Below are 19,095 nucleotides of genomic sequence, written 5' to 3' on the forward strand. Positions count from 1 at the left end.
TCAAAGAAGGGCTCGCCAATCGCTCTGCGTGGCGGTATGGTCACATCGGGTGATGCCGCATATGGCTCAGAAAAGCCGCACGCTCTGCGCCATAGGGGGACATCCGTGACACGCGCAAAGGCAGTCACAGGATCGCTACGCCGGTCCACACGGAGGAGAGGCCGCACAAATGTCAGCTCGTACACCCGAGGCCGAGCCACTGCTCACGCCCGCTGAGGTCGCGACCATGTTCAGGGTCGACCCCAAGACCGTTACGCGGTGGGCCAAGGCGGGCAAGTTGACGTCGATTCGTACCCTCGGCGGTCATCGGCGTTACCGGGAGACCGAGGTTCGCGCACTGCTCGCGGGGATTCCGCAGCAGCGCTCCGAGTAGCTGGACCTCAGGGGGGTTTGAATAGGGGTGGGCCAGGCCGCCGCTTGGCAGGGTCCACCGCTGTGAAGATGGGGAGGTTGGCGCCGTCCGCGCCGGCGCCACACTTCCCTGCCGCCCCGGTCCGGCGCCTGTCACACCAGCCGCTTACGCCAGCCGCTCCAGCAGCCTGGCGACCTCGCCGTCATGGGCGGCGGCCACCCCGAGCAGCGCGGCCATGTGCTCCACGAGCAGCTTCTCCAGCATCGGCCGTTCGAGGTCGCGGTGCTCCAGCCAGTCGAGGCCGGCCGTCTCCACGGAGGCGATCCACGACCGCAGCGTCGTGCGCAGCACAGGGCTCGGCTCCTCGACGCCCATCTGCTTCTGGATCAGGCGGAACAACCGCCTGCGCACCCCGTCGACGATCTCACCGACCTCGCCCGTCCTGTTGGCCGGGCCGCCCCGCAGCAGCGCCGCGAAGCCCGCCGCGTGCTCCTCGACGAAGTCGAAGTAGCGCTCGAGACCCGAGGCCAGCTCGTCGAGCGGCCTGCCGCCCCCCTGGGGCCGCAGCCGGGACTCCAGCTGCTCCGCCGCGCTTCTCAGCGCGGCCACGTAGAGCTCCTGCTTGCCGCCGAAGTAGTGGTAGACCAGGGCCCGCGAAGCCCCTGCCGCGGACGCGACGTCGTCGATCGAGACGTCCTCCGCGTCGCGGGTGCTGAACAGCTCCAGCGCCGCCGCCATGAGCTCTTCCCGGCGCCGGTCCACACTGAGCCTGCGCCGCGCCGGACGTGCCGTCTCGGCTGACTTCCCGGGTGTCACATCTGTACGGTATCCGACGCCCCGCCCAATAGCTGACGTGGAAGCTTCCAGTCAATATCCGGCTGTCGTCACTGAGGTTGAGCCAATCCGTAACGAAAGCCGTACCCTGCGGCGAACTCGATCGTTTGGTCAGACAGGTGCCCATATCCGCATCGCGGGGGAGACACATGTCAGGACCGCCCGTCAACACTTCAACCATCGCTGAGCTAAGAGAGGTAGACGCACTGCCTCGGCCCAGACCCACCATCCGTAACGTCGCCGAACGAGCCGGCGTGTCCAAATCGCTGGTCTCACTCGTGCTGCGCGGATCCCCGCACGTGAGCGAGCACCGGCGCCAGGCCGTGCTGCAGGCCGCCCGCGAGCTCGGCTACCGGCCGAACGCGGTCGCGCGGAGCCTGGTCGAAGGCCGTACCCACCTGGTCGGGGCACTCGTCGCCGACCTGCACAACCCGTTCTACGCGGAATTCCTCGACGGCCTGCAGGAGAGCCTGCACGGCGACGGGCTGCGCATGCTGATCGGGAACAGCCAGTGGGACCCGGCGTTCGAGGACGAGGCCGTGGAGGCCTTCCTCGAGCTGCGGGTCGACGGGCTGGTCCTGCTCGGCATCCCGCCGACCAGCGAGACGCTGATCGAGGCCACCGCGTACACGCCCACGGTCGTCGTGGGGGAACGTGACATCGAGCTCGACGGCGTCGACATCGTGGTCGACGACGACCAGCTCGGCGCCCGCCTGGCCATCGACCACCTGGTCGAGCTCGGCCACAAGAGAATCGCGCACATCGAGGGCCGGCGATCGTCGCGCTGCGAGGGTTATCTCGTGGCGATGCGCAGGCACTCGCTGGCGCCGTACATCATGGTCGAGGCAGCCGACTCGACGGAAGAGGGCGGCAGGGAGGCGGCGACGGCGCTGCTCACCCGCGACCCCAGGCCTACGGCGATCTTCGCCGCCAATGACGTGGTCGCGCTCGGCGTGCTCTCCGCCGCGAGCGAGCTGGGCCTGCGCGTGCCCGAGGACCTTTCCGTGGTGGGCTACGACAACACGCACCTGTCGGCCTCCACCCACATCTCGCTGACCTCTGTCGACCAGGCCCGCCGCAGCATGGGCAGGTCGGCGGCCGCGCTGCTGAGCGACCGGATCGGGGATCCCGCCAAGGTCGCGCGCATGCGGGAGGTCCGCCCCGAGCTGATCGTGCGACGGAGCACGGGACCTGCCTAAAGATGTGCCAAGGCTGGGTCAAGCCGTGTGGCGGCGCGGCCACACGGCGGTTAACTCGGCAGGGTCATGCTAAATGTGGCCGGATCCGATCCGGCCACGGTCTGATCCGGGGGAACAGTCATGCGTGATCCGGAACTGGTGTCCTGTGCCCAGCGCGCGGCGGCCGAGCTCGAACGCGCCTGGGGACAGTGGCGGGCGGGCAGGGGACGGGGCACCGACGGTGGCGCCGAGTCTGTCGCCAGCTACGTCGCCCACTCGCTCGACCATCCGTGGGGCCGCCCCCGCGTCGTCCTCGGGCTCGACGCCGAGGACGCGCGGGAGCTGGCCGCCCTGCTCGAACGGCAGGAGGTCGGCGAGCGCGTCTGGTGAGCACCACTGTTCAACGCCACTGTTGAACGCCTCCGTTGAGCGCGCGGCGAGGCTCGCCATGGTTGGCATAAGACGGGCTTGAGCTCCCACACTGCCGTAAGTTGGACGGCATGCGTGCTCTACCAGCCTCAGTCCTCGCCGTTTGCGGCCTGATCGCCTCCGCGTGTGGCGGCACCGGATCCGGTGGCGCCGCGGCAGGTCAGGCCGCCCCCGCCACAACGGCCGCGCAGGCCTCCCCCTCCTCGGCGACCGCCAAGCAGGCGCCGCCGGAGGCCAAGCCGCTGGACGGCAAGGTCATCGTCATCGACCCAGGGCACAACGGCGCGAACTACCGTCATCCCGCCGAGATCAACCGCAAGGTCAACGTGCTGACCCAGTGGAAGGCGTGCGACACCACCGGCACCTCCACCAACAGCGGCTACAGCGAAGCGGCCTTCACCTGGGACGTCTCCCAGCGGATGACCAAGATCCTGGAGCGGCGGGGGGCCGAGGTCAAGCTGACCCGCACCAGCAACGACGGCGTCGGCCCGTGCATCACCCAGCGGGCCGCCATCGGCAACAAGGCCAAGGCCGACGCGGCGATCTCCGTGCACGCCGACGGCGCCGCCCCATCCGGCCACGGCTTCCACGTCATCATGCCCAAGAAGATCAACGGCCCTGTGGACAAGGTCGTGGGCGCGTCCAGCAAGCTGGGGATCTCGGTGCGTGACGCGTTCAGGAAGGGCACGGGGCTGCCCTACTCCACCTACATCGGCAGGAACGCCCTCGACTACCGCAGCGACCTGGGCGGGCTCAACCTGTCCACGGTGCCGAAGATCTTCGTCGAGTGCGGCAACATGCGCAACGCCGGCGAGGCCGCCAAGTTCCAGGACCCGAAGTTCCGGCAGAAGATCGCCCTGGCGCTCGCGAACGGATTGCAGCACTATCTCGAAGCATGATTCCTCGCCCGCGACTGCTTCGTGATCTTTCCTCCTCCTATGTGCTGACCTCGGGCGCGACGGTGTCCGGCGATCTGGTGGACGCCGTGCGCACGGCCCTGGCCCGGCTCGACCCGCTGCCCGGCGACACCGGCGAGATCGACGTGCGGCGCGACCCCGGGCTCGGCGAGGAGGCCTACCGGCTGACGGTCGGCTCCCGCGGCGTGGAGATCGCGGCGGGCGGCCGGGCCGGCGCGTTCTACGCGGCGCAGTCGCTGCACCAGTTGCTGCCCGACGCCTCCTACCGCTTCTCCGGCGGCGGCTCGTGGCCCGTGCCCGGCGTGCGGATCGAGGACGAGCCGCGCTTCTCCTGGCGGGGCCTGCACCTCGACGTGGCGCGGCACTTCTTCCCCAAGCGGGAGGTCATGCGGCTGATCGACCTGATGGCCGCGCACAAGCTGAACCGGCTGCACCTGCACCTGGTGGACGACCAGGGCTGGCGGGTGGAGAGCCGGGCGTACCCGCTGCTGCACGAGGTCTCCTCGCACCGGCCGCGCACGGCGACCAACTACTACCGCGAGCCGGACACCTACGACGACCTGCCGCACGGCGGCTACTACACGCTCGACGACCTGGCCGAGCTGGGCGCCTACGCCCGCTCGCGGTGCGTCACCGTCGTGCCCGAGATCGACGTGCCCGGGCACGCCTCGGCGATCCTGGCGGCCTACCCCGAGTTCGGCGCCACCGGGGAGCGCTACGACGTGCTCGACCGCTGGGGCATCTCCCCCGCGATCCTGTCGCCGCTGCCGCCGACCGTGGAGTTCCTCACCACGATCTTCGACGAGCTGCTCGGGGCGCTGGGCGAGACCCCGTACGTGCACATCGGCGGCGACGAGGTCGTGCTCGACCACTGGACGGCCTCGGCGGAGATCAACGCCTACCGCGAGTCGCTGGGGCTGGAGAGCGTCAACGACCTCCAGGCGTGGTTCCTGCGGCGGCTGGCGGACGCGCTGGCCGAGCGGGGCGCGCGGGCCGTGGTGTGGGACGAGGCGTTCGTCAGCGGCGGGCTGCGCCAGGACACGATCGTGATGCCCTGGCGCGGCATGAACGTGGGCCGCCGGGCGGCAGCCGCGGGCCACGACGTGGTGGCGACGCCGGTGTTCCCGCTGTACTTCGACTACGCCGAATCCTCCTCCCCCGACGAGCCGATGGCCATCGGCGACGCGATCTCGGTGGCGGACGTGGCGGCGTTCTCGCCCGCGCCCGCCGGGTGGTCGCAGGAGGAGCGGGACCACGTCCTGGGGGTGCAGGCGCAGCTCTGGACCGAACGCGTGCCCGACGCCCGCACGGTGGACTACCGGCTGTGGCCGCGCGCCTGCGCGCTGGCCGAGGTGGCCTGGGCGGGCGAGCCCTCGGCCGGCTTCGACGGGCGGCTGGCCGAGCACCTGGGGCGGCTGGACGCGCTCGGCGTCGAGTACCGCCCGGCGAACGGGCCGCACCCGTGGCAGCGGCGCCGCCCGCACCGGCCCGCCGGCGTGCGCGTCACCGAGGTGATGGACCGCATCGACGCCATGACCCACCACGCGGAGTCGACCCGGCCCAGCATCTGATCCGCGGGTGAGGCCGTCGGCGGGCCGCGGGGAGGTCAGTAGGCCGGGCGGTCGTTGAGTATGCGCTGGTACTGCCGGTGGTCCTGCCACCGGCCGTCGATCTCCAGGTAGCGGGGCGCGGTGCCGAACAGCTCGAAGCCGCACTTGCGCAGCACGCTCTGCGACGCCTCGTTGTGCAGCAGCGTGGCCGCCGCGACCCGGTGCAGCCCGAGCTCCTCGTCGGCGATCCTGCACACCTCCCGCACGGCCTTCGTCGCCAGGCCGCGGCCGAGGTAGCCGAAGTCGATCCAGTAGCCGAGGTGCGCGTTGAGGAATGGGCCGCGGACGATGTCGGCCAGCGTCATGCGGCCCACGACGCTGTCGCCGTCGGCCAGCACCCACGCCACGGCCTGCCCCCTGGCCTGCTGGTCCAGCAGGCCCTTGAGGCGCGTGGCCTGGCCTTCCACGGTGAAGAACTCCTCCGGCCTGCGCGGCTCCCAGGGCGTCAGGTGTTCGCGGTTGCGGACGTAGGCCACCTGGAGGGCTTCTGGGTCCTGCTCGGTCGCGAGGCGGAGGACGACGTCGTCGGCGAGGGCAACTGGTTCGATCACCGTCCTACGATAGGGGGCTTCAGGCGGTGCGGCCGATGGCCTCGGTCACCGACTTGAGGCCGTGACGGCGCACGCGGCGCAGGAGCTGCCGGTGGATGCGCGCGGCCCACAGCGGGCCGCCGTAGATCCAGCCCGTGTAGCCCTGCACCAGGGTGGCGCCGGCCAGGATGCGCTCCCAGACGTCGTCCACGTCCTCGACGCCGCCCGCGGAGACCAGCGTGAGGCGGTCGCCGACCTTGGCGCGCAGGCGGCGCAGCACCTCAAGGGAGCGGGCCTTGAGCGGGCGGCCCGACAGCCCGCCGGTCTCGCCGTCGTGCTTGATGGTGGTGTTGGTCGCGATGATGCCGTCGAGGCCCAGCTCCAGGGCCAGCTCGGCGACCGCGTCGACGTCCTCGTCCGCCAGGTCGGGGGCGATCTTGACGAGCAGCGGCGTGCGGCGCGGCGTGGCGTCGGCGACCTGCTTGACAGCGGTGAGCAGGGGGCGCAGCAGCGAGACCGCCTGGAGGTTGCGCAGCCCGGGGGTGTTGGGCGAGCTGACGTTGACCACCAGGTAGTCGGCCAGCGGGGCGAGCACCTTCGCGCCCGCCACGTAGTCGGCCGTCGCCTCGGCCTCCGGCACCACCTTGGTCTTGCCGATGTTCACGCCGATCACGACCGGCACGCCCCGCGTGCGGCGCAGCCTGCGGGCGGCGGCCACGGCGCCGGCGTTGTTGAAGCCCATCCGGTTGATCACCGCGTGCTGCCGCACCAGCCTGAACAGGCGGGGGCGCGGGTTGCCCGGCTGGCCGTGGGCGGTGATGGTGCCGACCTCGACGTGGCCGAAGCCGAGCACGGCGACGGCCTCGGCGCAGGCGGCGTCCTTGTCGAAGCCGGCGGCCAGCCCGAGCGGCCCGGGGAAGTGCACGCCGAACGCGGTCACGCGCAGGGCCGGGTCGTGCGGGGCGAACAGCCGGTGCAGCAGCCGCTTGAGCAGCGGCAGCCGGGCGAGGAGCGCCAGGGCGCTCACGGTCGAATGGTGCACGGCCTCGGCGTCGAGACGCTGCAAGACCTGCGAGAACACGAGGCGATACATCACGGGTCAGGCTACCAAGCCGGCCTCGTGGGCGATGATCGCGGCCTGCACGCGGTTGCGCACGTCGAGCCGGGTGAGGATGGCGCTCACGTACGCCTTCACCGTGCCCTCCACGATGTGCAGCTCGCGGGCGATCTCGGCGTTGGACAGACCGGCCCCGACCAGCGCGAGCACCTCGCGCTCGCGGTCGGTGAGCGCGCCGATGCGGTCACGGGCCTGCGCGCCCCTGGACATCCTGCCGCCGGCGAGCTGCGCGATGACGCGCTGGGCGACCTTGGGCGACAGGTACGCGGCCCCGCCCGCGACGGCGTGGACACCGGCGATGAGCTCGCGCGGATCGCCCGACTTGAGCAGGAACCCGCTGGCGCCGATGTCGAGCGCCTTGGCGATGTAGTCGTCCTCGCCGAAGGTGGTCAGCATCACCACGGCCGTGCCGGGCGCGGCCCTGCGCAGCTCGGCGGCGGCGGCCAGCCCGTCGAGCCGGGGCATGCGGATGTCGAGCAGCGCCACGTCGGGGTGGTGGCTGATGGCCAGGTCGACCGCCTGCCTGCCGTCACCGGCCTCGGCCACGACGGCCAGCTCGGGGTCGGACTCGAGGATCGCCCTGACCCCCGCTCTGATCATGGCCTCGTCGTCGGCCAGGAGTATGCGGATCACGCCCTCTATATTGGCGTGCATGGCTCAGGTGAAGGTGTACGGACGCAGGGACGTGTGGGCGGGGCGGCAGCGGGAGCTCTCGGATCTCCTGCAGTCGTGTCTGGTGGAGGCGTGGGGGATGCCGGAGGAGAAGCGGTTCCACCGGTTCCTGCTGCTGGACGAGGACGACTTCATCTGCCCGCAGCGGAGTGAGCGGTATCTCATCATCGAGGTGCTCTGCTTCACGGGCCGCAGTGACGACGCCAAGCGGGCGCTGATTCGTGCGATCTACGACAAATCGGGATTCGATCCTGAGGATGTGGAGATCAACATTATCGAGACGCCCAAGGTCAACTGGGGAATTCGTGGTGTTCCCGCAGATGAGCTCACTCTGTCGTACAAGGTAGAGGTCTGAGGTCAGGGGCAGAGTCGGGCGAGCGGTATGGTCCGACTCATGAGCACTCACTATGACGTCGTCGTTCTCGGCGCGGGTCCTGGAGGTTATACGGCCGCGGTCCGCGCCGCCCAGCTCGGACTGCGCACCGCGGTCGTCGAGGAGAAGTACTGGGGTGGCGTCTGCCTGAACGTGGGCTGCATCCCGTCCAAGGCGCTGCTGCGCAACGCGGAGCTGGCCCACATCTTCCACAACGAGGCCAAGACCTTCGGCATCAGCGGCGAGGTCACCTTCGACTACGGCGCGGCCTTCCAGCGCAGCCGCAAGGTGGCCGACGGGCGGGTCAAGGGCGTTCACTACCTGATGAAGAAGAACGCCATCACGGAGTACGACGGGCGGGGCACGTTCCTCGACGCCAACACGCTCCAGGTGAACGGTGAGACGATCACCTTCGGCCACTGCATCATCGCGGCCGGCGCCACCACCAGGCTGATCCCCGGCACGCAGCTCTCCGAGCGCGTGGTGACGTACGAGGAGCAGATCCTCACCGAGGAGCTGCCGGGCAGCATCGTCATCGCGGGCGCCGGCGCCATCGGCGTGGAGTTCGCGTACGTGCTGCACAACTACGGCGTCAAGGTGACCATCGTCGAGTTCCTCGACCGGGTCGTGCCGCTGGAGGACGAGGAGGTGTCGGCGGAGCTGGCCAAGCGCTACAAGCGGCTCGGCATCGAGATCCTCACCTCCACCCGCGTCGACTCCATCGAGGACACCGGCTCCGGCGTCAAGGTCACGGTCACCCGCGGCGACCAGACGCAGGTGCTGGAGGCCGACAAGGTGCTGCAGGCCATCGGGTTCGCGCCGCGCGTGGACGGCTACGGCCTGGAGAAGACCGGCGTGGCGCTGACCGAGCGCGGCGCGATCGCGGTCGACGGGCGCGGGCGCACGAACGTGCCCAGCATCTACGCCATCGGCGACGTCACGGCCAAGCTCATGCTGGCGCACGCCGCCGAGTCGATGGGCATCATCGCCGCCGAGACGATCGCGGGCGCGGAGACCATGGAGCTCGACTTCGTGATGATCCCGCGGGCGACGTACTGCCAGCCGCAGGTGGCCAGCTTCGGCTACACCGAGGCGCAGGCCCGCGACCTGGGCTACGACGTGAAGGTGGCCAAGTTCCCGTTCACGGCCAACGGCAAGGCGCACGGCCTGGGCGACTCCGCCGGGTTCGTGAAGATCATCAGTGACAACACGCACGGCGAGCTGCTCGGCGCGCACCTGATCGGGCCCGAGGTGACCGAGCTGCTGCCCGAGCTGACGCTGGCGCAGCAGTGGGACCTGACGGTGCACGAGGTGGCCCGCAACGTGCACGCGCACCCGACGCTCGGTGAGGCCGTCAAGGAGGCCGTCCACGGGCTCGCGGGTCACATGATCAACATGTGAGGCGGTATCGACGCTGATCGGTACGGCCCGGCCGTACCGATCACAGGGTCTGCCCGGCGGCGACGGCCTCGCGCAGCGTGCGGGTCAGCGCGTCCGCCTCGGCGGTCAGCGCGCGCACGCTCTCCTCGTCGCCCGTCCTGGCCAGCAGCTCCAGGTACTTGCCGTTGCTCTCCTGCAGCTCGCTCGCCCGTAACGCGGAGTCGGCCGAGCGGACGCGGGACGCGTACGCCTCCAGCTCCCACACCCGCTCCGTGACCGCCGCCACCGAGCGGCGCAGCGCGTCCTGCTGGGGTTCCAGCACGGCGGTCAGCTCCGGGGTGATCACCTCGGTGAGCGCGAGCGCCTGTTCGGCCCGCAGGTCGGTGTGCACGCGGACGAGGTGCGCGATCTCCCACAGGCGCTCGGGCAGCACCACGTCGTTGGCGATCGCGTCGAGCAGGCCCAGGCGGTGCACGCGGGAGCCGGTCACGTCCTTGATCGCCCTCCTGGCCCTGGCCAGCAGGTCGAGGGCGGGGTCGTCCAGCTCGGCGGGGACGACGTAGCGGCCGGCGTGCTTGCGGGCCAGGCGCTCGACCGGGTTCGGCCAGGAGACGCCGACGAACAGCACCCCGGTGAGGAAGATCATCATGGCGGCCAGGCCCGTGCTCTCGCGGCCGGTGTCGAACGCCATCAGCCCGAGCAGGGCCCCTGACACGGCGGCGCAGAACCCGCCGAGGCCGAACATCCGCCGCACCCAGCGCGGCGGCTCGGACTCCGGCCGGCCGAGCAGGCGCGACGACACCCCGGAACGCCGCCCGTCCTGTGCGGACGTCATGCGCCGGCGGTCCCGCTCGGGAATGGCGGGGTCGGTGATCGGCTGGTCGATCCAGTTCTCCACCGGCGGCACCCCCTCTGGTCTCCCTCCGAGCACACCCCGGACGGCCCCGCCCACTCCACCAGGCCGGTGTGCGGATGTCGTGAAGATGTCGTGCAGTTATCCTTGCCGCCGTGCCTGAACTTCCCGAGTTGTACGTCGCGGTGGACGTGGAGGCCGACGGGCCGATCCCCGGCCCCTACAGCATGCTCTCGCTCGGCATGGCGGTGGCCGGGCGCCAGGACCTGTCGTTCTACACGGAGCTGCGCCCGATCTCCGATGACTTCGTGCCCGAGGCACTGGCCGTGTCGGGGCTCGACCGCGACCGGCTGCTGCGCGAGGCGCCGCCGCCCGAGGTGGCGATGGCGGCCGCGGCCCGCTGGGTGAACGGGCTGCGCAGGATCGGGCGGCCGGTGTTCCTGGCCGCGCCGGCGGTGTGGGACGGCATGTACGTGCACTGGTACTTCGTCCGGTTCACCGGCAAGAATCCGTTCGGCACGACCGGATCCGGCGTGGACCTGAGAAGTTACTGGATGGGCGTGACGGGCTCCGAGTGGTCCGGCTCGCACAAGAGCCAGATCAAGAAGCGCTTCGGCCTGGAGAAACTCCCGCACACGCACCACGCGGGCGAGGACGCGGCCGAGCTGGCGCAGGTGTTCGACGCCGTGTTGCGGCGCGAGCAGGCCTGACTTCTCACCAATTCTTCAGAATTCAACCAGATTCCTCTGAGGATGCCTGGAGACGTTGGAGGCGACTTCGCAAGAGACCCTCGCATCGGACGGTGGTCCCCCACATGACCTCAACTCCCCCTCGGACGACCGCGCGGCAGTCGCGCCGCCTGGCCTCCCCGGGCACCCCACTGCTCCGGCTCGGCCTGCTGGCGCTGGTCGCGATCGGCATCGTGGGCGCCGCGCTGGAGCTCGCCTTCGAACGGCACTGGGAAAGCCCGGTGCAGCTCATCCCCTGGGTGGCCCTGGCGCTCCAGGTGGTCGCGCTGGTGCTGCTGCTCCTGCGCGACTCGGGGCCGGTGGTCACCGTCGTCCGCGTGCTCGCCGCGGTCGTCCTGCTCTGCTCGCTGTACGGCGTCTACATGCACGTGTCGGTCAACCACGGCATGGGGGCGATGGACCCGCAGTGGGACTCCTACTCGCCGCTCACCCAGTGGTGGTACGCGCTGACGAAGTCGGTCGGGATGGCGCCGCCGCTCGCGCCCGGCATGCTCGCCCAGAGCGCGCTGCTCCTGCTGCTGGCCAGCGTGACGCCGAAGAAGCGCGCGGCCTGAACCTGAGGCATCCCGGTGCCGGCGTCCTCGATCGGGGGCACGCCGGCATCGGGCGGTTTCCTGAACAGCGGCTTAACGAATCTGAACCTTTGCCGCATTCCTCGCGTCTCACCCAGGCAAAGTCACTGTGACAGGGTGAGGCTGGTGAGGTTGCAAGTGGCATTACGTCGCACAGTCATCGCGGCGGCCGCGATGATGGCCACCGCGTTCAGCGCCGACGGGGCGGCGGCCACGGCCGCGCCGCCTCGCCCGGCGATCCAGCAGGTCCAGGCGCAGGCCACCGCCGCCGCGCCGGCGCCGACGGCCGAGCCGGCCGCCGCGTCCACCACCACCGCCACCGCCTTCGCCGCCGAGCCCGTCTGCGTGCGGGTCAAGGGGGCCGAGGCCTGCGTGGGCCCCGACGGGAGCGACCGCCCCGGCATCACGATCGAGGACACGGCCGACGACCACCGCCATCCCGCGGTCGAGTACTACCTGAACGGCTACCTCGGCACCGTGTACGTCATCCACAACATGGGCCGCAAGGGCGAGGTGCGCGGCAACCGGGAGATCGGCAAGGTCGTGACGTTCCGCGCCGCCCTGTACCAGGGCAACCGCCGGATCAAGTACGGCCGCTGGAAGACCGTCCAGAACGTCGCGAAATATCCGGTCAAGCGCGACACCCGCACCACCCCGGCCGAGGCCCGCGCCAAGTCCAGGACCTGCTCCTCCACCAAGGCCGCCGCCACCATCTGCTTCGCCGAGCGCAAGACGTTCGTCTACGCCTGCGACACCGCCGCCGACGAGTACCAGGCCCGCGCCGAGTACTTCGTGGGCGGCGACCCCACCACCCGCTACGAGATCCACCAGCTCGCCGGCGTCGGCACCTGCGGGAAGGCCGAGCACGGCGAGCTGTCCATCAGCATGTACCGGGCCTCGGCGTTCGACCACGGGCGGCGCAAGGCGACGAGGCTCTACAAGTACAACTGAACGGTCTCCCGTACGGCCTCGGCGCACGCTCTGGCGTCGTCGTCGTGGGCGATGCTGCTCAGCAGCTCCCGCAGGCGGTACAGCCGCATGCGCTCCTGCCAGCCGTCCGGCAGGGGCGCGGTGGCCGCGTACACCTCGAAGAAGCGCCGGGCGGCCGGCGGGCGCGGCGAGCACCACAACATGCTGAGGTCGGCCTCCGCCCAGCTGTAGGAGACGGCGGGGTCGATCAGCGCGGGGCCGCCCGCCGGCGTGGCCATGATGTTCTCGCGCCACAGGTCGCCGTGCGTGAGCACCGGCGGCGCGGGCGGCAGCAGGTCGGGCAGGGCGGCGCAGAGGCGTTCGAGCGCCCGGCGCTCCTCGCGGCTCAGCGCCGCCTCCACCAGCGGCTCCGGCAGCCAGCGCAGGATCCGGCGCTCGGCGAACCAGGCGTGCCCGTCGGCGTCCCAGGTGTTGTCCTGGCGCAGGCGGCCCAGCCAGCCGTCCCGATGCCAGCCGAACCGCTCCCCCGCCGTGGCGGTGTGCAGGCCCGCGACCGCGAGGCCCAGTTCCTCCCAGAACCGCTCGTCGTCGTCGCGGCGCGGCGGCAGCGGTTCGAGCACCAGCAGGTCCGGCGTCACCGCCAGCACCTCGGGGGTGGTGACGCCGCCCGCCTCACGCAGCGCGCGCAGCCCCGCCGCCTCGACCTCGAACAGGTCCGAAGCGGGCGTACGCAGCGTCTTGGCGAACACCTGGGACCCGTCGCGCAGCCTCGCCAGGCCCGCCAGCGCCACCACGCCGCCGGGCGCCGCCCGTACGGACTCCGCCTCGAACCCGGCCGCGCGCAGCCGGGACAGCAGCAGCTCCACCGTCACCCCTTCCGATAGGCGAGCAGAAGGTCATCCCGTCATCCTGCCGCGTGAAAGTTTCAGCGCCGATTGACGCCCGTGCGGACACCACCCATGATCATGATGCTTCCTGGTCAGGAGGAGGCGTCGAGCTGAATACCCGCAAATCCAGCACGAGGTGCGCCGATGCCGAAGATCCCCCTGCGAGCCGCGTTAGCGACCCTGCTGACGCTGACCGCCTTGAACGCCCCCGCCGCGCACGCGGCCGGAACCGCCGCCGCCGTCCAGGTGACGGTCAACGCCCGCGCCGCGCTCGCCACCGTCCCGGAGACGGGTCTGGGTACCAACCACGCGATCTGGGACAGCAACCTGGGCACGAACGAGACCGCGGACCTGCTCAAGGACGCGGGCATGAAGGTGCTGCGCTACCCCGGCGGCTCTTACTCCGACATCTACCACTGGGCCGACCACACCGCCCCCGGCGGTTACGTGGCGCCGGACACCGACTTCGACACGTTCATGCGGGGCGTACGCCGTACCGGGGCGCAGCCGATGGTCACCGCGAACTACGGCACCGGCACCGCCGAGGAGGCCGCCGCCTGGGTGCGGCACGCCAACATCACCAAGGGGTACGGCGTCAAGTACTGGGAGATCGGCAACGAGAACTACGGCAACGGTCACTACGGCTCGGCCTGGGAGGCGGACAACCACGCCGACAAGAGCCCGAACGAGTACGCCCGCCACGTCGTCGCCTACGCCGACGCGATGAAGGCCGTCGACCCCACCATCAAGATCGGCGCCGTCCTCACCACGCCCGCGAACTGGCCCGACGCCATCGTGGCCGCCGGTGACAGCGGCACCTGGAACAAGACCGTGCTGTCCACCGCCGGATCGAAGATCGACTTCGTCATCCTGCACTGGTATCCCGGCGCTCTCGACAAGTCCGGGCACGTGCCCGACATGATCCAGCTCACCCGCGAGCAGATCGCCAAGTACGCGGGGCCCGGCTCGGAGCGGATCGGCATCGCGATGACCGAGTTCAACACCGGCTCCAACAGCAACGGCACCAACACGCAGCCCGGCGCGCTGGCCGCCGCCGACGCGTACGCGACACTGCTGGCCAACGGCGTCTTCACCGTGGACTGGTGGAACGTGCACAACGGCATCGGCACCGTCAGCGAGGTCGAGGGGCACACCGACTACGGCGACTTCGGCCTGCTGTCGAGCGGCACCTGCACCTCCGACGGCAGCGTCTGCGAGCCCGCGCTGAACACGCCCTTCGCGCCCTACTACGCGCTGCAGATGACGAGCAAGTTCGCCCGGCCGGGTGACCGGTTCATCCGCGCCGCGACGGACCAGCCCGAGGTGACCGCGCACGCGGCCCGCCGTCCGAACGGCGACCTGGCCGTCATGCTGATCAACACCTCGTCCGGCACGTCGTACCCGGTCGAGCTCGGCTACTCCGGCTTCACCCCTGCCGCCGGCGCGCCCACCGTCCTGACCCACACGAACGGCGCGACCAGCATCACCACCTCCACCTCCGGCACCGCCACCACCCAGACGCTGCCGCCGCTCTCCCTGACCACCGTCATACTCAAGCCGTCCGCCGCGCAGCCCGGCCGCCCCGGCACCCCGGGCCAGCCCGCCGTCACCGGCGTCACGGACAAGACCGCCACCATCACCTGGCCCGCCGCCAAGCCCGGCGCCCGCCCCGTCGCCAAGTACGAGCTGCACCGCCAGAACGGCGCCATCACCGAGCAGCTCGGCGAGACCACCGGCACCACGTTCACGGTCCGCAACCTGAAGCCGGGCACCCGCTACACCGTCAACGTGATCGCCAGGGACACCGGCGGCGCCACCTCCGACCCCTCGCCCCCGCTCACCTTCACCACCGGCACCCCCGCCACCAGCTCCTGCTCCGTCCGCCTGACCAACCAGACCGACTGGGCCAGTGGGTACGTCGGCGCCATCGACATCACCAACAACGGCGCCCCGATCAACGGCTGGACCCTGTCGTTCTCGTGGCCCCGCTCGTGGCAGAGCCTGGGCAGCGGGTGGAGCGCCGTCTGGACGCAGACCGGCTCGGACGTCAAGGCCGTGAACGAGGCGGCCAACCCGTCGCTCGCCACCGGCGCCACCACCACGATCGGGTACGTCGGCAACTACAGCGGGCCGAACGTGCTGCCGTCCGTCTTCACCCTGAACGGCACGGTCTGCACGACCCAGTGAGCCTCACGGCCGCCTGCTCACCGTCAGCCGTCCTCCACGGTGAGCAGGCCGCGCCGGAAGGCCGTGGCGACGGCGGCCGCCCTGTCGTTGACCCCCAGCTTGGTGTAGATGTGCAGCACGTGGCTCTTCACCGTGGCCTCGCTGATGAACAGGCGCGCGGCGGCCTCGCGGTTGGTCGCGCCGTCGGCGATGAGCCGGAGGATCTCCAGCTCGCGGGCGCTCAGCGGGTCGGCCGGGGTGCGGACCTGGCCGAGGAGGCGGGTGGCCACGGACGGCGACAGCACGGCCTCGCCCCGCGCCGCCGTACGGACGGCGCGGACGAGCTCGTCGCGGCCGGTGTCCTTGAGCAGGTAGCCGGTGGCGCCCGCCTCGATGGCGGGCATGACGTCGCGGTCGGTGTCGTAGGTGGTCAGGACGAGCACGCGGGCCGGGCTGCCCAGCCTGGCCAGCTCCTTGATGGCCGCGACGCCGTCCATCCCGGGCATGCGCAGGTCCATGAGGATGACGTCCGGATGCAGGGCCTGGGCGAGGGCGACGGCCTGGGCGCCGTCGGCGGCCTCGCCAAGCACCTCGAAGCCGGGGTCGCCGGCGAACATGCCACGCAGGCCGTCGCGGACGATGGGGTGGTCGTCGGCGATCAGCAACCGGATCCGCTGCCCTGACGCGGGCACCTGCTCGGTCGCGGGCACCTGATCAGCCACGGGTAACCGCCGGGAGGCTGGCCGAGATCGCGGTGCCCGCGCCGGCCTCGGACTCGATCTCCAGGGTGCCCGCCAGCCGGTCCACCCGCTTGCGCATCGCCGTCAGCCCGAACGCCGTCAGCCTGGGGTCGAAGCCGATGCCGTCGTCGCGTACGTCCAGCGTCACCAGATCCTCCATGTACGACAGGGTCAGCCCCACCCTGGAGGCGTTCGCGTGCTTGGCGGCGTTGGCCAGGGCTTCCTGCGCGGTGCGCAGCAGCGTCTCTTCGACCTCTGGATGCATGGGACGGACCGTACCGGTGACGGTGAACTCGGCTCGCGTCCCGTGCAGCTCGCGCCACTGAGCGACGACCTCTTCGAGCGCCTCCGGCAGGGGCGCGGTGTCGAGCTGGCCGGGGCCGACCGCGTTCACGGAGCGCCGCGCCTCGGCCAGGCTCTCGCGCGCCAGCCGTACCGCGACGTCCACGTGGTGCCAGTCCTGGCCCTGCTTGGCGGCCTGGAGCTGGGTGATGATGCCGGTCAGCCCCTGGGCGAGGGTGTCGTGGATCTCGGCGGCCATGCGTTGCCGTTCGTCGAGCACGCCCGCCTCGCGGGCCTGGACCAGGAGCTGGGCCTGAAGGCCCGCGTTCTCCCGCATGGTCTGCTCCAGGCGCGTCACCATCTGTTTGCGTTCGTCGCTCCGCTCGGCCGTGACCTCGCCGACGAAGCTGAACAGGCCGACCCCTGCCACGATGGCGGCGGTGAAGAACAGGTAGGTGAGGATCGCGACCGGGGTGGGCTCCGGCAGGCCGCCGCTGTAGGTCACGACGCTGATCGCGGCCGTGGCGCTCACTCCGGCGAACCGCCACTTCCCCTTCAGGTACTGCCAGGAGTGGAGGTAGCCGGTGAAGCCGAAGAAGCTGGCGAACCACGCTCCCTGCGTACAGAGTGCCCCGATCAGCACCACCAGGCCCGCCACGTAGACCGCGCCCCGGGGCGCCAGCCACAGCCATGCGGCGGCGAGCGCGGCCAGGCCGGCCGTGATCCACGGCCGGCCGCCGGTGAGCAGCGTGAGGATGGTGGAGATCGTCAGCAGGACGTACGGTGCGGCGGCGAGCTGGCGCTCCAGCAGCCGTTCCCAGCGGTCGAGGCGACCGGCCATTCTTTCACTCCCAGCGGAAGAGCTTGGTTGCCGCGAGGCCGATGACCAGGGTGTACACGGCCATCACGCCCAGGGCGACGAGGCTGGGAGCACTCCCCGCCCAGACGTCCCGAAGGCTCTCCCTAAAAGCACCCAGAGGGGTAAATTTCCCGACGGTCGCCACGATATCCGGCATCTGGTCGACCGGCTGCATGAGCCCGGCGAGATAGGCCATCGGGAAGTACAGCAGCACACCGATCCCGTTCGCGGCCCTGCCGTTCGGCGCCAGGGCCGCCACCAGCGAGCCGATCGCGAACATGCTCGCCGTACCGAGCAGGAACGCCAGCGCACCGGACAGCACCAGGCCGGGCAGCCGCGCGCCCAGCACCGTGCCCGCGACGGTCACCAGCAGCCCGCAGGCGACCACCACCAGGACGAGTTGCAGCAGCAACTGCACCACCAGCAGGCTGCCAGGACGCACCGGCGTGATGGACAGCCTGCGCAGGATGCCCCGCTCGCGGTAGCCGGCCAGGGTGGTGGGGAGCAGGTACAGGCCCACCAGCCCCACGGCGATGGCCAGCGCCATCGGCAGCAGCACGGTGTCGCCCGGCTCGATCGAGCTGCCGAACACCACCAGGATGAACAGCGGGATGAGCAGCGAGAACAGCGTCCCGGGGTCCCGGGTGAGCAGCTTGGTCTCGACGACGGCGAGCTTCATCATGATCGTTCTCTCTCCTCAGAAGGACGGGCCGGTCAGAGCGGTGAACGCGTCCTCCAGCGTCCGCTTGTCGATGCGCAGGTCGCTGACCAGCACCTGCTGCCGCGCCAGATGCGCCGTGACCGCCGTCGCGAAGTCGCCCCTGCCGGTGACGGTCACCCGGTTGCCGTCCCTGGACACGGCGGTCACCCCCGGCACGCCCGCCAGGTCGAGGAGGTGCTCCCCCTTCAGCGTGAACCGCATCCGCTGCTCGCCTCCGGCCAGACCGGACGGCGTGTCCACCGCCACGACCCTGCCTCCGCTGAGCACGGCCACGCGGTCGCACAGCTCCTCCACCTCGTCCATGAAGTGGCTGACAAGCACCACCGTCACGCCGCTCGCCCTGATCCGCTTGATCAGCTCCCACGTCGTGCGGCGGGCCTGCGGGTCCAGCCCGGTGGTCAGCTCGTCCAGGAACGCCACCTGCGGGTTGCCCACCAGCGCCAGCGCGATGAACAGCCGCTGCTTCTGGCCTCCGGACAACTTCCCGAACCGGGCGTTCCGCTTGTCCGCCAGCCCCCACTCCTCCAGCAGCTCCCGCCAGTCACGCGGCCGGGCGTAGAACGAGGCGTACAGGTCGAGCGCCTCCCACACCTTCAGGTTCTCCGGCAACTGGGTCTGCTGGAGCTGCACCCCGATCCGCTCGTGCACCACGCGCGCGTCCTTGACCGGGTCGAGACCGAGCACCCTGATCGTTCCGCTGTCGGGACGCCGCAGCCCCTCCACGCACTCCACCATGGTGGTCTTGCCGGTGCCGTTCGGGCCGAGCACGCCGAAGATCTCGCCCTCCTCCACGGAGAACGACACCCCGTCCAGGACCGTCTGGCCCGCGTACGCCTTGCGCAGGTCCGTGACCTCGATGACTGCCATGGCTCAAGCTTCCTGCGCCCGCGTCCGAGGCGAATCGACCTGGCGGCCAGGATCGGGCGCGCATCATGCTGACCCGC

At 70.8% G+C, this 19,095-nt stretch carries 21 protein-coding genes; 11 read left to right on the forward strand and 10 right to left on the reverse strand.

The features are described from left to right. Positions 1-169: 169 nt before the first annotated feature. The gene (bldC, locus tag ABD331_RS54435; RefSeq protein WP_013133571.1) at positions 170-373 is read left to right on the forward strand and encodes a developmental transcriptional regulator BldC; all 204 of its coding nucleotides are present in this window, start codon (positions 170-172) and stop codon (positions 371-373) included. A 144-nt stretch (positions 374-517) separates the two neighbouring features. Here the strand turns inward: bldC and ABD331_RS54440 are convergent, their stop codons facing one another. Continuing rightward, positions 518-1,168, reverse strand: a complete 651-nt coding sequence (locus ABD331_RS54440; RefSeq protein WP_262380296.1) for a TetR/AcrR family transcriptional regulator — start codon at positions 1,166-1,168, stop codon at positions 518-520. A gap of 167 nt (positions 1,169-1,335) precedes the next feature. Here ABD331_RS54440 and ABD331_RS54445 point away from each other — a divergent pair, with 167 nt between their 5' ends. The 4 genes from ABD331_RS54445 (at position 1,336) to ABD331_RS54460 (ending at position 5,281) form a co-directional block, all read left to right on the forward strand. Next, positions 1,336-2,385, forward strand: a complete 1,050-nt coding sequence (locus ABD331_RS54445; RefSeq protein WP_411268432.1) for a LacI family DNA-binding transcriptional regulator — start codon at positions 1,336-1,338, stop codon at positions 2,383-2,385. Positions 2,386-2,505: 120 nt separating this feature from the next. Continuing rightward, positions 2,506-2,754 carry a hypothetical protein gene (locus ABD331_RS54450; protein ID WP_106241771.1) on the forward strand — a complete coding sequence of 83 codons (249 nt, stop codon included), beginning with the start codon at positions 2,506-2,508 and terminating at the stop codon, positions 2,752-2,754. A 110-nt stretch (positions 2,755-2,864) separates the two neighbouring features. Beyond that, positions 2,865-3,692, forward strand: a complete 828-nt coding sequence (locus ABD331_RS54455) for an N-acetylmuramoyl-L-alanine amidase (protein WP_344494340.1) — start codon at positions 2,865-2,867, stop codon at positions 3,690-3,692. Continuing rightward, positions 3,689-5,281, forward strand: coding sequence for a beta-N-acetylhexosaminidase (locus ABD331_RS54460; RefSeq protein WP_344494342.1), 1,593 nt, complete (start codon positions 3,689-3,691; stop codon positions 5,279-5,281). Before ABD331_RS54455 ends, ABD331_RS54460 begins: the two co-directional genes overlap by 4 nt. A gap of 35 nt (positions 5,282-5,316) precedes the next feature. Here the strand turns inward: ABD331_RS54460 and ABD331_RS54465 are convergent, their stop codons facing one another. Genes ABD331_RS54465 through ABD331_RS54475 form a run of 3 tightly spaced genes read right to left on the reverse strand, consistent with a single transcriptional unit; the run spans position 5,317 to position 7,600 of the window. Further along, positions 5,317-5,871 (reverse strand): GNAT family N-acetyltransferase, encoded by a 555-nt coding sequence (locus ABD331_RS54465; protein ID WP_344494344.1) that lies wholly within the window; start codon positions 5,869-5,871, stop codon positions 5,317-5,319. 19 nt (positions 5,872-5,890) lie between these two features. After that, on the reverse strand, positions 5,891-6,943 hold the full coding sequence (locus ABD331_RS54470) for a quinone-dependent dihydroorotate dehydrogenase (RefSeq protein ID WP_344494346.1): 1,053 nt from the start codon (positions 6,941-6,943) through the stop codon (positions 5,891-5,893). Positions 6,944-6,949: 6 nt separating this feature from the next. After that, complete coding sequence (locus ABD331_RS54475) at positions 6,950-7,600, reverse strand: response regulator (protein ID WP_344494348.1); 651 nt, start codon at positions 7,598-7,600, stop codon at positions 6,950-6,952. Positions 7,601-7,619: 19 nt separating this feature from the next. Here ABD331_RS54475 and ABD331_RS54480 point away from each other — a divergent pair, with 19 nt between their 5' ends. Continuing rightward, positions 7,620-7,994: a tautomerase family protein gene (locus tag ABD331_RS54480; protein WP_344494350.1), complete on the forward strand. Its 375-nt coding sequence runs from the start codon at positions 7,620-7,622 to the stop codon at positions 7,992-7,994. 39 nt (positions 7,995-8,033) lie between these two features. After that, positions 8,034-9,413, forward strand: coding sequence for a dihydrolipoyl dehydrogenase (gene lpdA, locus ABD331_RS54485; RefSeq protein WP_344494352.1), 1,380 nt, complete (start codon positions 8,034-8,036; stop codon positions 9,411-9,413). Positions 9,414-9,453: 40 nt separating this feature from the next. Here the strand turns inward: lpdA and ABD331_RS54490 are convergent, their stop codons facing one another. After that, positions 9,454-10,290: a hypothetical protein gene (locus ABD331_RS54490; protein ID WP_344494354.1), complete on the reverse strand. Its 837-nt coding sequence runs from the start codon at positions 10,288-10,290 to the stop codon at positions 9,454-9,456. A 110-nt stretch (positions 10,291-10,400) separates the two neighbouring features. Between ABD331_RS54490 and ABD331_RS54495 the strand changes: the two genes are divergently transcribed. The 3 genes from ABD331_RS54495 to ABD331_RS54505 all read left to right on the forward strand — a co-directional run bounded on the left by ABD331_RS54495 (position 10,401) and on the right by ABD331_RS54505 (position 12,517). Then, positions 10,401-10,955, forward strand: a complete 555-nt coding sequence (locus tag ABD331_RS54495) for an exonuclease (RefSeq protein ID WP_344494356.1) — start codon at positions 10,401-10,403, stop codon at positions 10,953-10,955. Between the two features lie 104 nt (positions 10,956-11,059). Further along, positions 11,060-11,548 carry a hypothetical protein gene (locus ABD331_RS54500; protein ID WP_344494358.1) on the forward strand — a complete coding sequence of 163 codons (489 nt, stop codon included), beginning with the start codon at positions 11,060-11,062 and terminating at the stop codon, positions 11,546-11,548. 144 nt (positions 11,549-11,692) lie between these two features. Beyond that, positions 11,693-12,517, forward strand: coding sequence for a hypothetical protein (locus ABD331_RS54505; protein WP_344494360.1), 825 nt, complete (start codon positions 11,693-11,695; stop codon positions 12,515-12,517). Here the strand turns inward: ABD331_RS54505 and ABD331_RS54510 are convergent. Continuing rightward, positions 12,502-13,362 carry a fructosamine kinase family protein gene (locus ABD331_RS54510; protein WP_344494362.1) on the reverse strand — a complete coding sequence of 287 codons (861 nt, stop codon included), beginning with the start codon at positions 13,360-13,362 and terminating at the stop codon, positions 12,502-12,504. The genes ABD331_RS54505 and ABD331_RS54510 overlap by 16 nt on opposite strands. Before the next feature lie 165 nt (positions 13,363-13,527). On the opposite strand from ABD331_RS54510, the gene ABD331_RS54515 reads away from it, so the two are divergent. After that, positions 13,528-15,570: a cellulose binding domain-containing protein gene (locus ABD331_RS54515; protein ID WP_344494364.1), complete on the forward strand. Its 2,043-nt coding sequence runs from the start codon at positions 13,528-13,530 to the stop codon at positions 15,568-15,570. Positions 15,571-15,593: 23 nt separating this feature from the next. Here ABD331_RS54515 and ABD331_RS54520 read toward each other — a convergent pair whose 3' ends face one another. The 4 genes from ABD331_RS54520 to ABD331_RS54535 are packed head-to-tail and all read right to left on the reverse strand — an operon-like array spanning position 15,594 to position 19,018. Beyond that, on the reverse strand, positions 15,594-16,271 hold the full coding sequence (locus ABD331_RS54520) for a response regulator (protein WP_344494366.1): 678 nt from the start codon (positions 16,269-16,271) through the stop codon (positions 15,594-15,596). After that, the gene (locus ABD331_RS54525) at positions 16,264-17,412 is read right to left on the reverse strand and encodes a sensor histidine kinase (RefSeq protein WP_344494368.1); all 1,149 of its coding nucleotides are present in this window, start codon (positions 17,410-17,412) and stop codon (positions 16,264-16,266) included. Before ABD331_RS54525 ends, ABD331_RS54520 begins: the two co-directional genes overlap by 8 nt. 4 nt (positions 17,413-17,416) lie before the next feature. Continuing rightward, entirely contained in the window at positions 17,417-18,112 is a 696-nt protein-coding gene (locus ABD331_RS54530; protein ID WP_344494370.1) for an ABC transporter permease, read from the reverse strand. 15 nt (positions 18,113-18,127) lie between these two features. After that, positions 18,128-19,018 carry an ABC transporter ATP-binding protein gene (locus ABD331_RS54535; RefSeq protein ID WP_344494372.1) on the reverse strand — a complete coding sequence of 297 codons (891 nt, stop codon included), beginning with the start codon at positions 19,016-19,018 and terminating at the stop codon, positions 18,128-18,130. Positions 19,019-19,095: the final 77 nt, after the last annotated feature.

This window comes from Nonomuraea monospora (genome assembly GCF_039531895.1).
In the GTDB taxonomy this organism is placed as follows: Bacteria; Actinomycetota; Actinomycetes; order Streptosporangiales; family Streptosporangiaceae; genus Nonomuraea; species Nonomuraea monospora.

Bases quoted from the DNA above. Each gene is read 5' to 3' on its own strand.
- ABD331_RS54445 (WP_411268432.1), top strand. From the start codon at position 1,336: ATGTCAGGACCGCCCGTCAACACTTCAACCATCGCTGAGCTAAGAGAG.
- ABD331_RS54480 (WP_344494350.1), top strand. From the start codon at position 7,620: ATGGCTCAGGTGAAGGTGTACGGACGCAGGGACGTGTGGGCGGGGCGG.
- ABD331_RS54470 (WP_344494346.1), bottom strand. From the start codon at position 6,943: ATGTATCGCCTCGTGTTCTCGCAGGTCTTGCAGCGTCTCGACGCCGAG.
- ABD331_RS54535 (WP_344494372.1), bottom strand. From the start codon at position 19,018: ATGGCAGTCATCGAGGTCACGGACCTGCGCAAGGCGTACGCGGGCCAG.
- ABD331_RS54530 (WP_344494370.1), bottom strand. From the start codon at position 18,112: ATGATGAAGCTCGCCGTCGTCGAGACCAAGCTGCTCACCCGGGACCCC.
- ABD331_RS54515 (WP_344494364.1), top strand. From the start codon at position 13,528: ATGCCGAAGATCCCCCTGCGAGCCGCGTTAGCGACCCTGCTGACGCTG.
- ABD331_RS54500 (WP_344494358.1), top strand. From the start codon at position 11,060: ATGACCTCAACTCCCCCTCGGACGACCGCGCGGCAGTCGCGCCGCCTG.
- ABD331_RS54525 (WP_344494368.1), bottom strand. From the start codon at position 17,412: ATGGCCGGTCGCCTCGACCGCTGGGAACGGCTGCTGGAGCGCCAGCTC.
- bldC (WP_013133571.1), top strand. From the start codon at position 170: ATGTCAGCTCGTACACCCGAGGCCGAGCCACTGCTCACGCCCGCTGAG.
- lpdA (WP_344494352.1), top strand. From the start codon at position 8,034: ATGAGCACTCACTATGACGTCGTCGTTCTCGGCGCGGGTCCTGGAGGT.
- ABD331_RS54460 (WP_344494342.1), top strand. From the start codon at position 3,689: ATGATTCCTCGCCCGCGACTGCTTCGTGATCTTTCCTCCTCCTATGTG.
- ABD331_RS54455 (WP_344494340.1), top strand. From the start codon at position 2,865: ATGCGTGCTCTACCAGCCTCAGTCCTCGCCGTTTGCGGCCTGATCGCC.
- ABD331_RS54450 (WP_106241771.1), top strand. From the start codon at position 2,506: ATGCGTGATCCGGAACTGGTGTCCTGTGCCCAGCGCGCGGCGGCCGAG.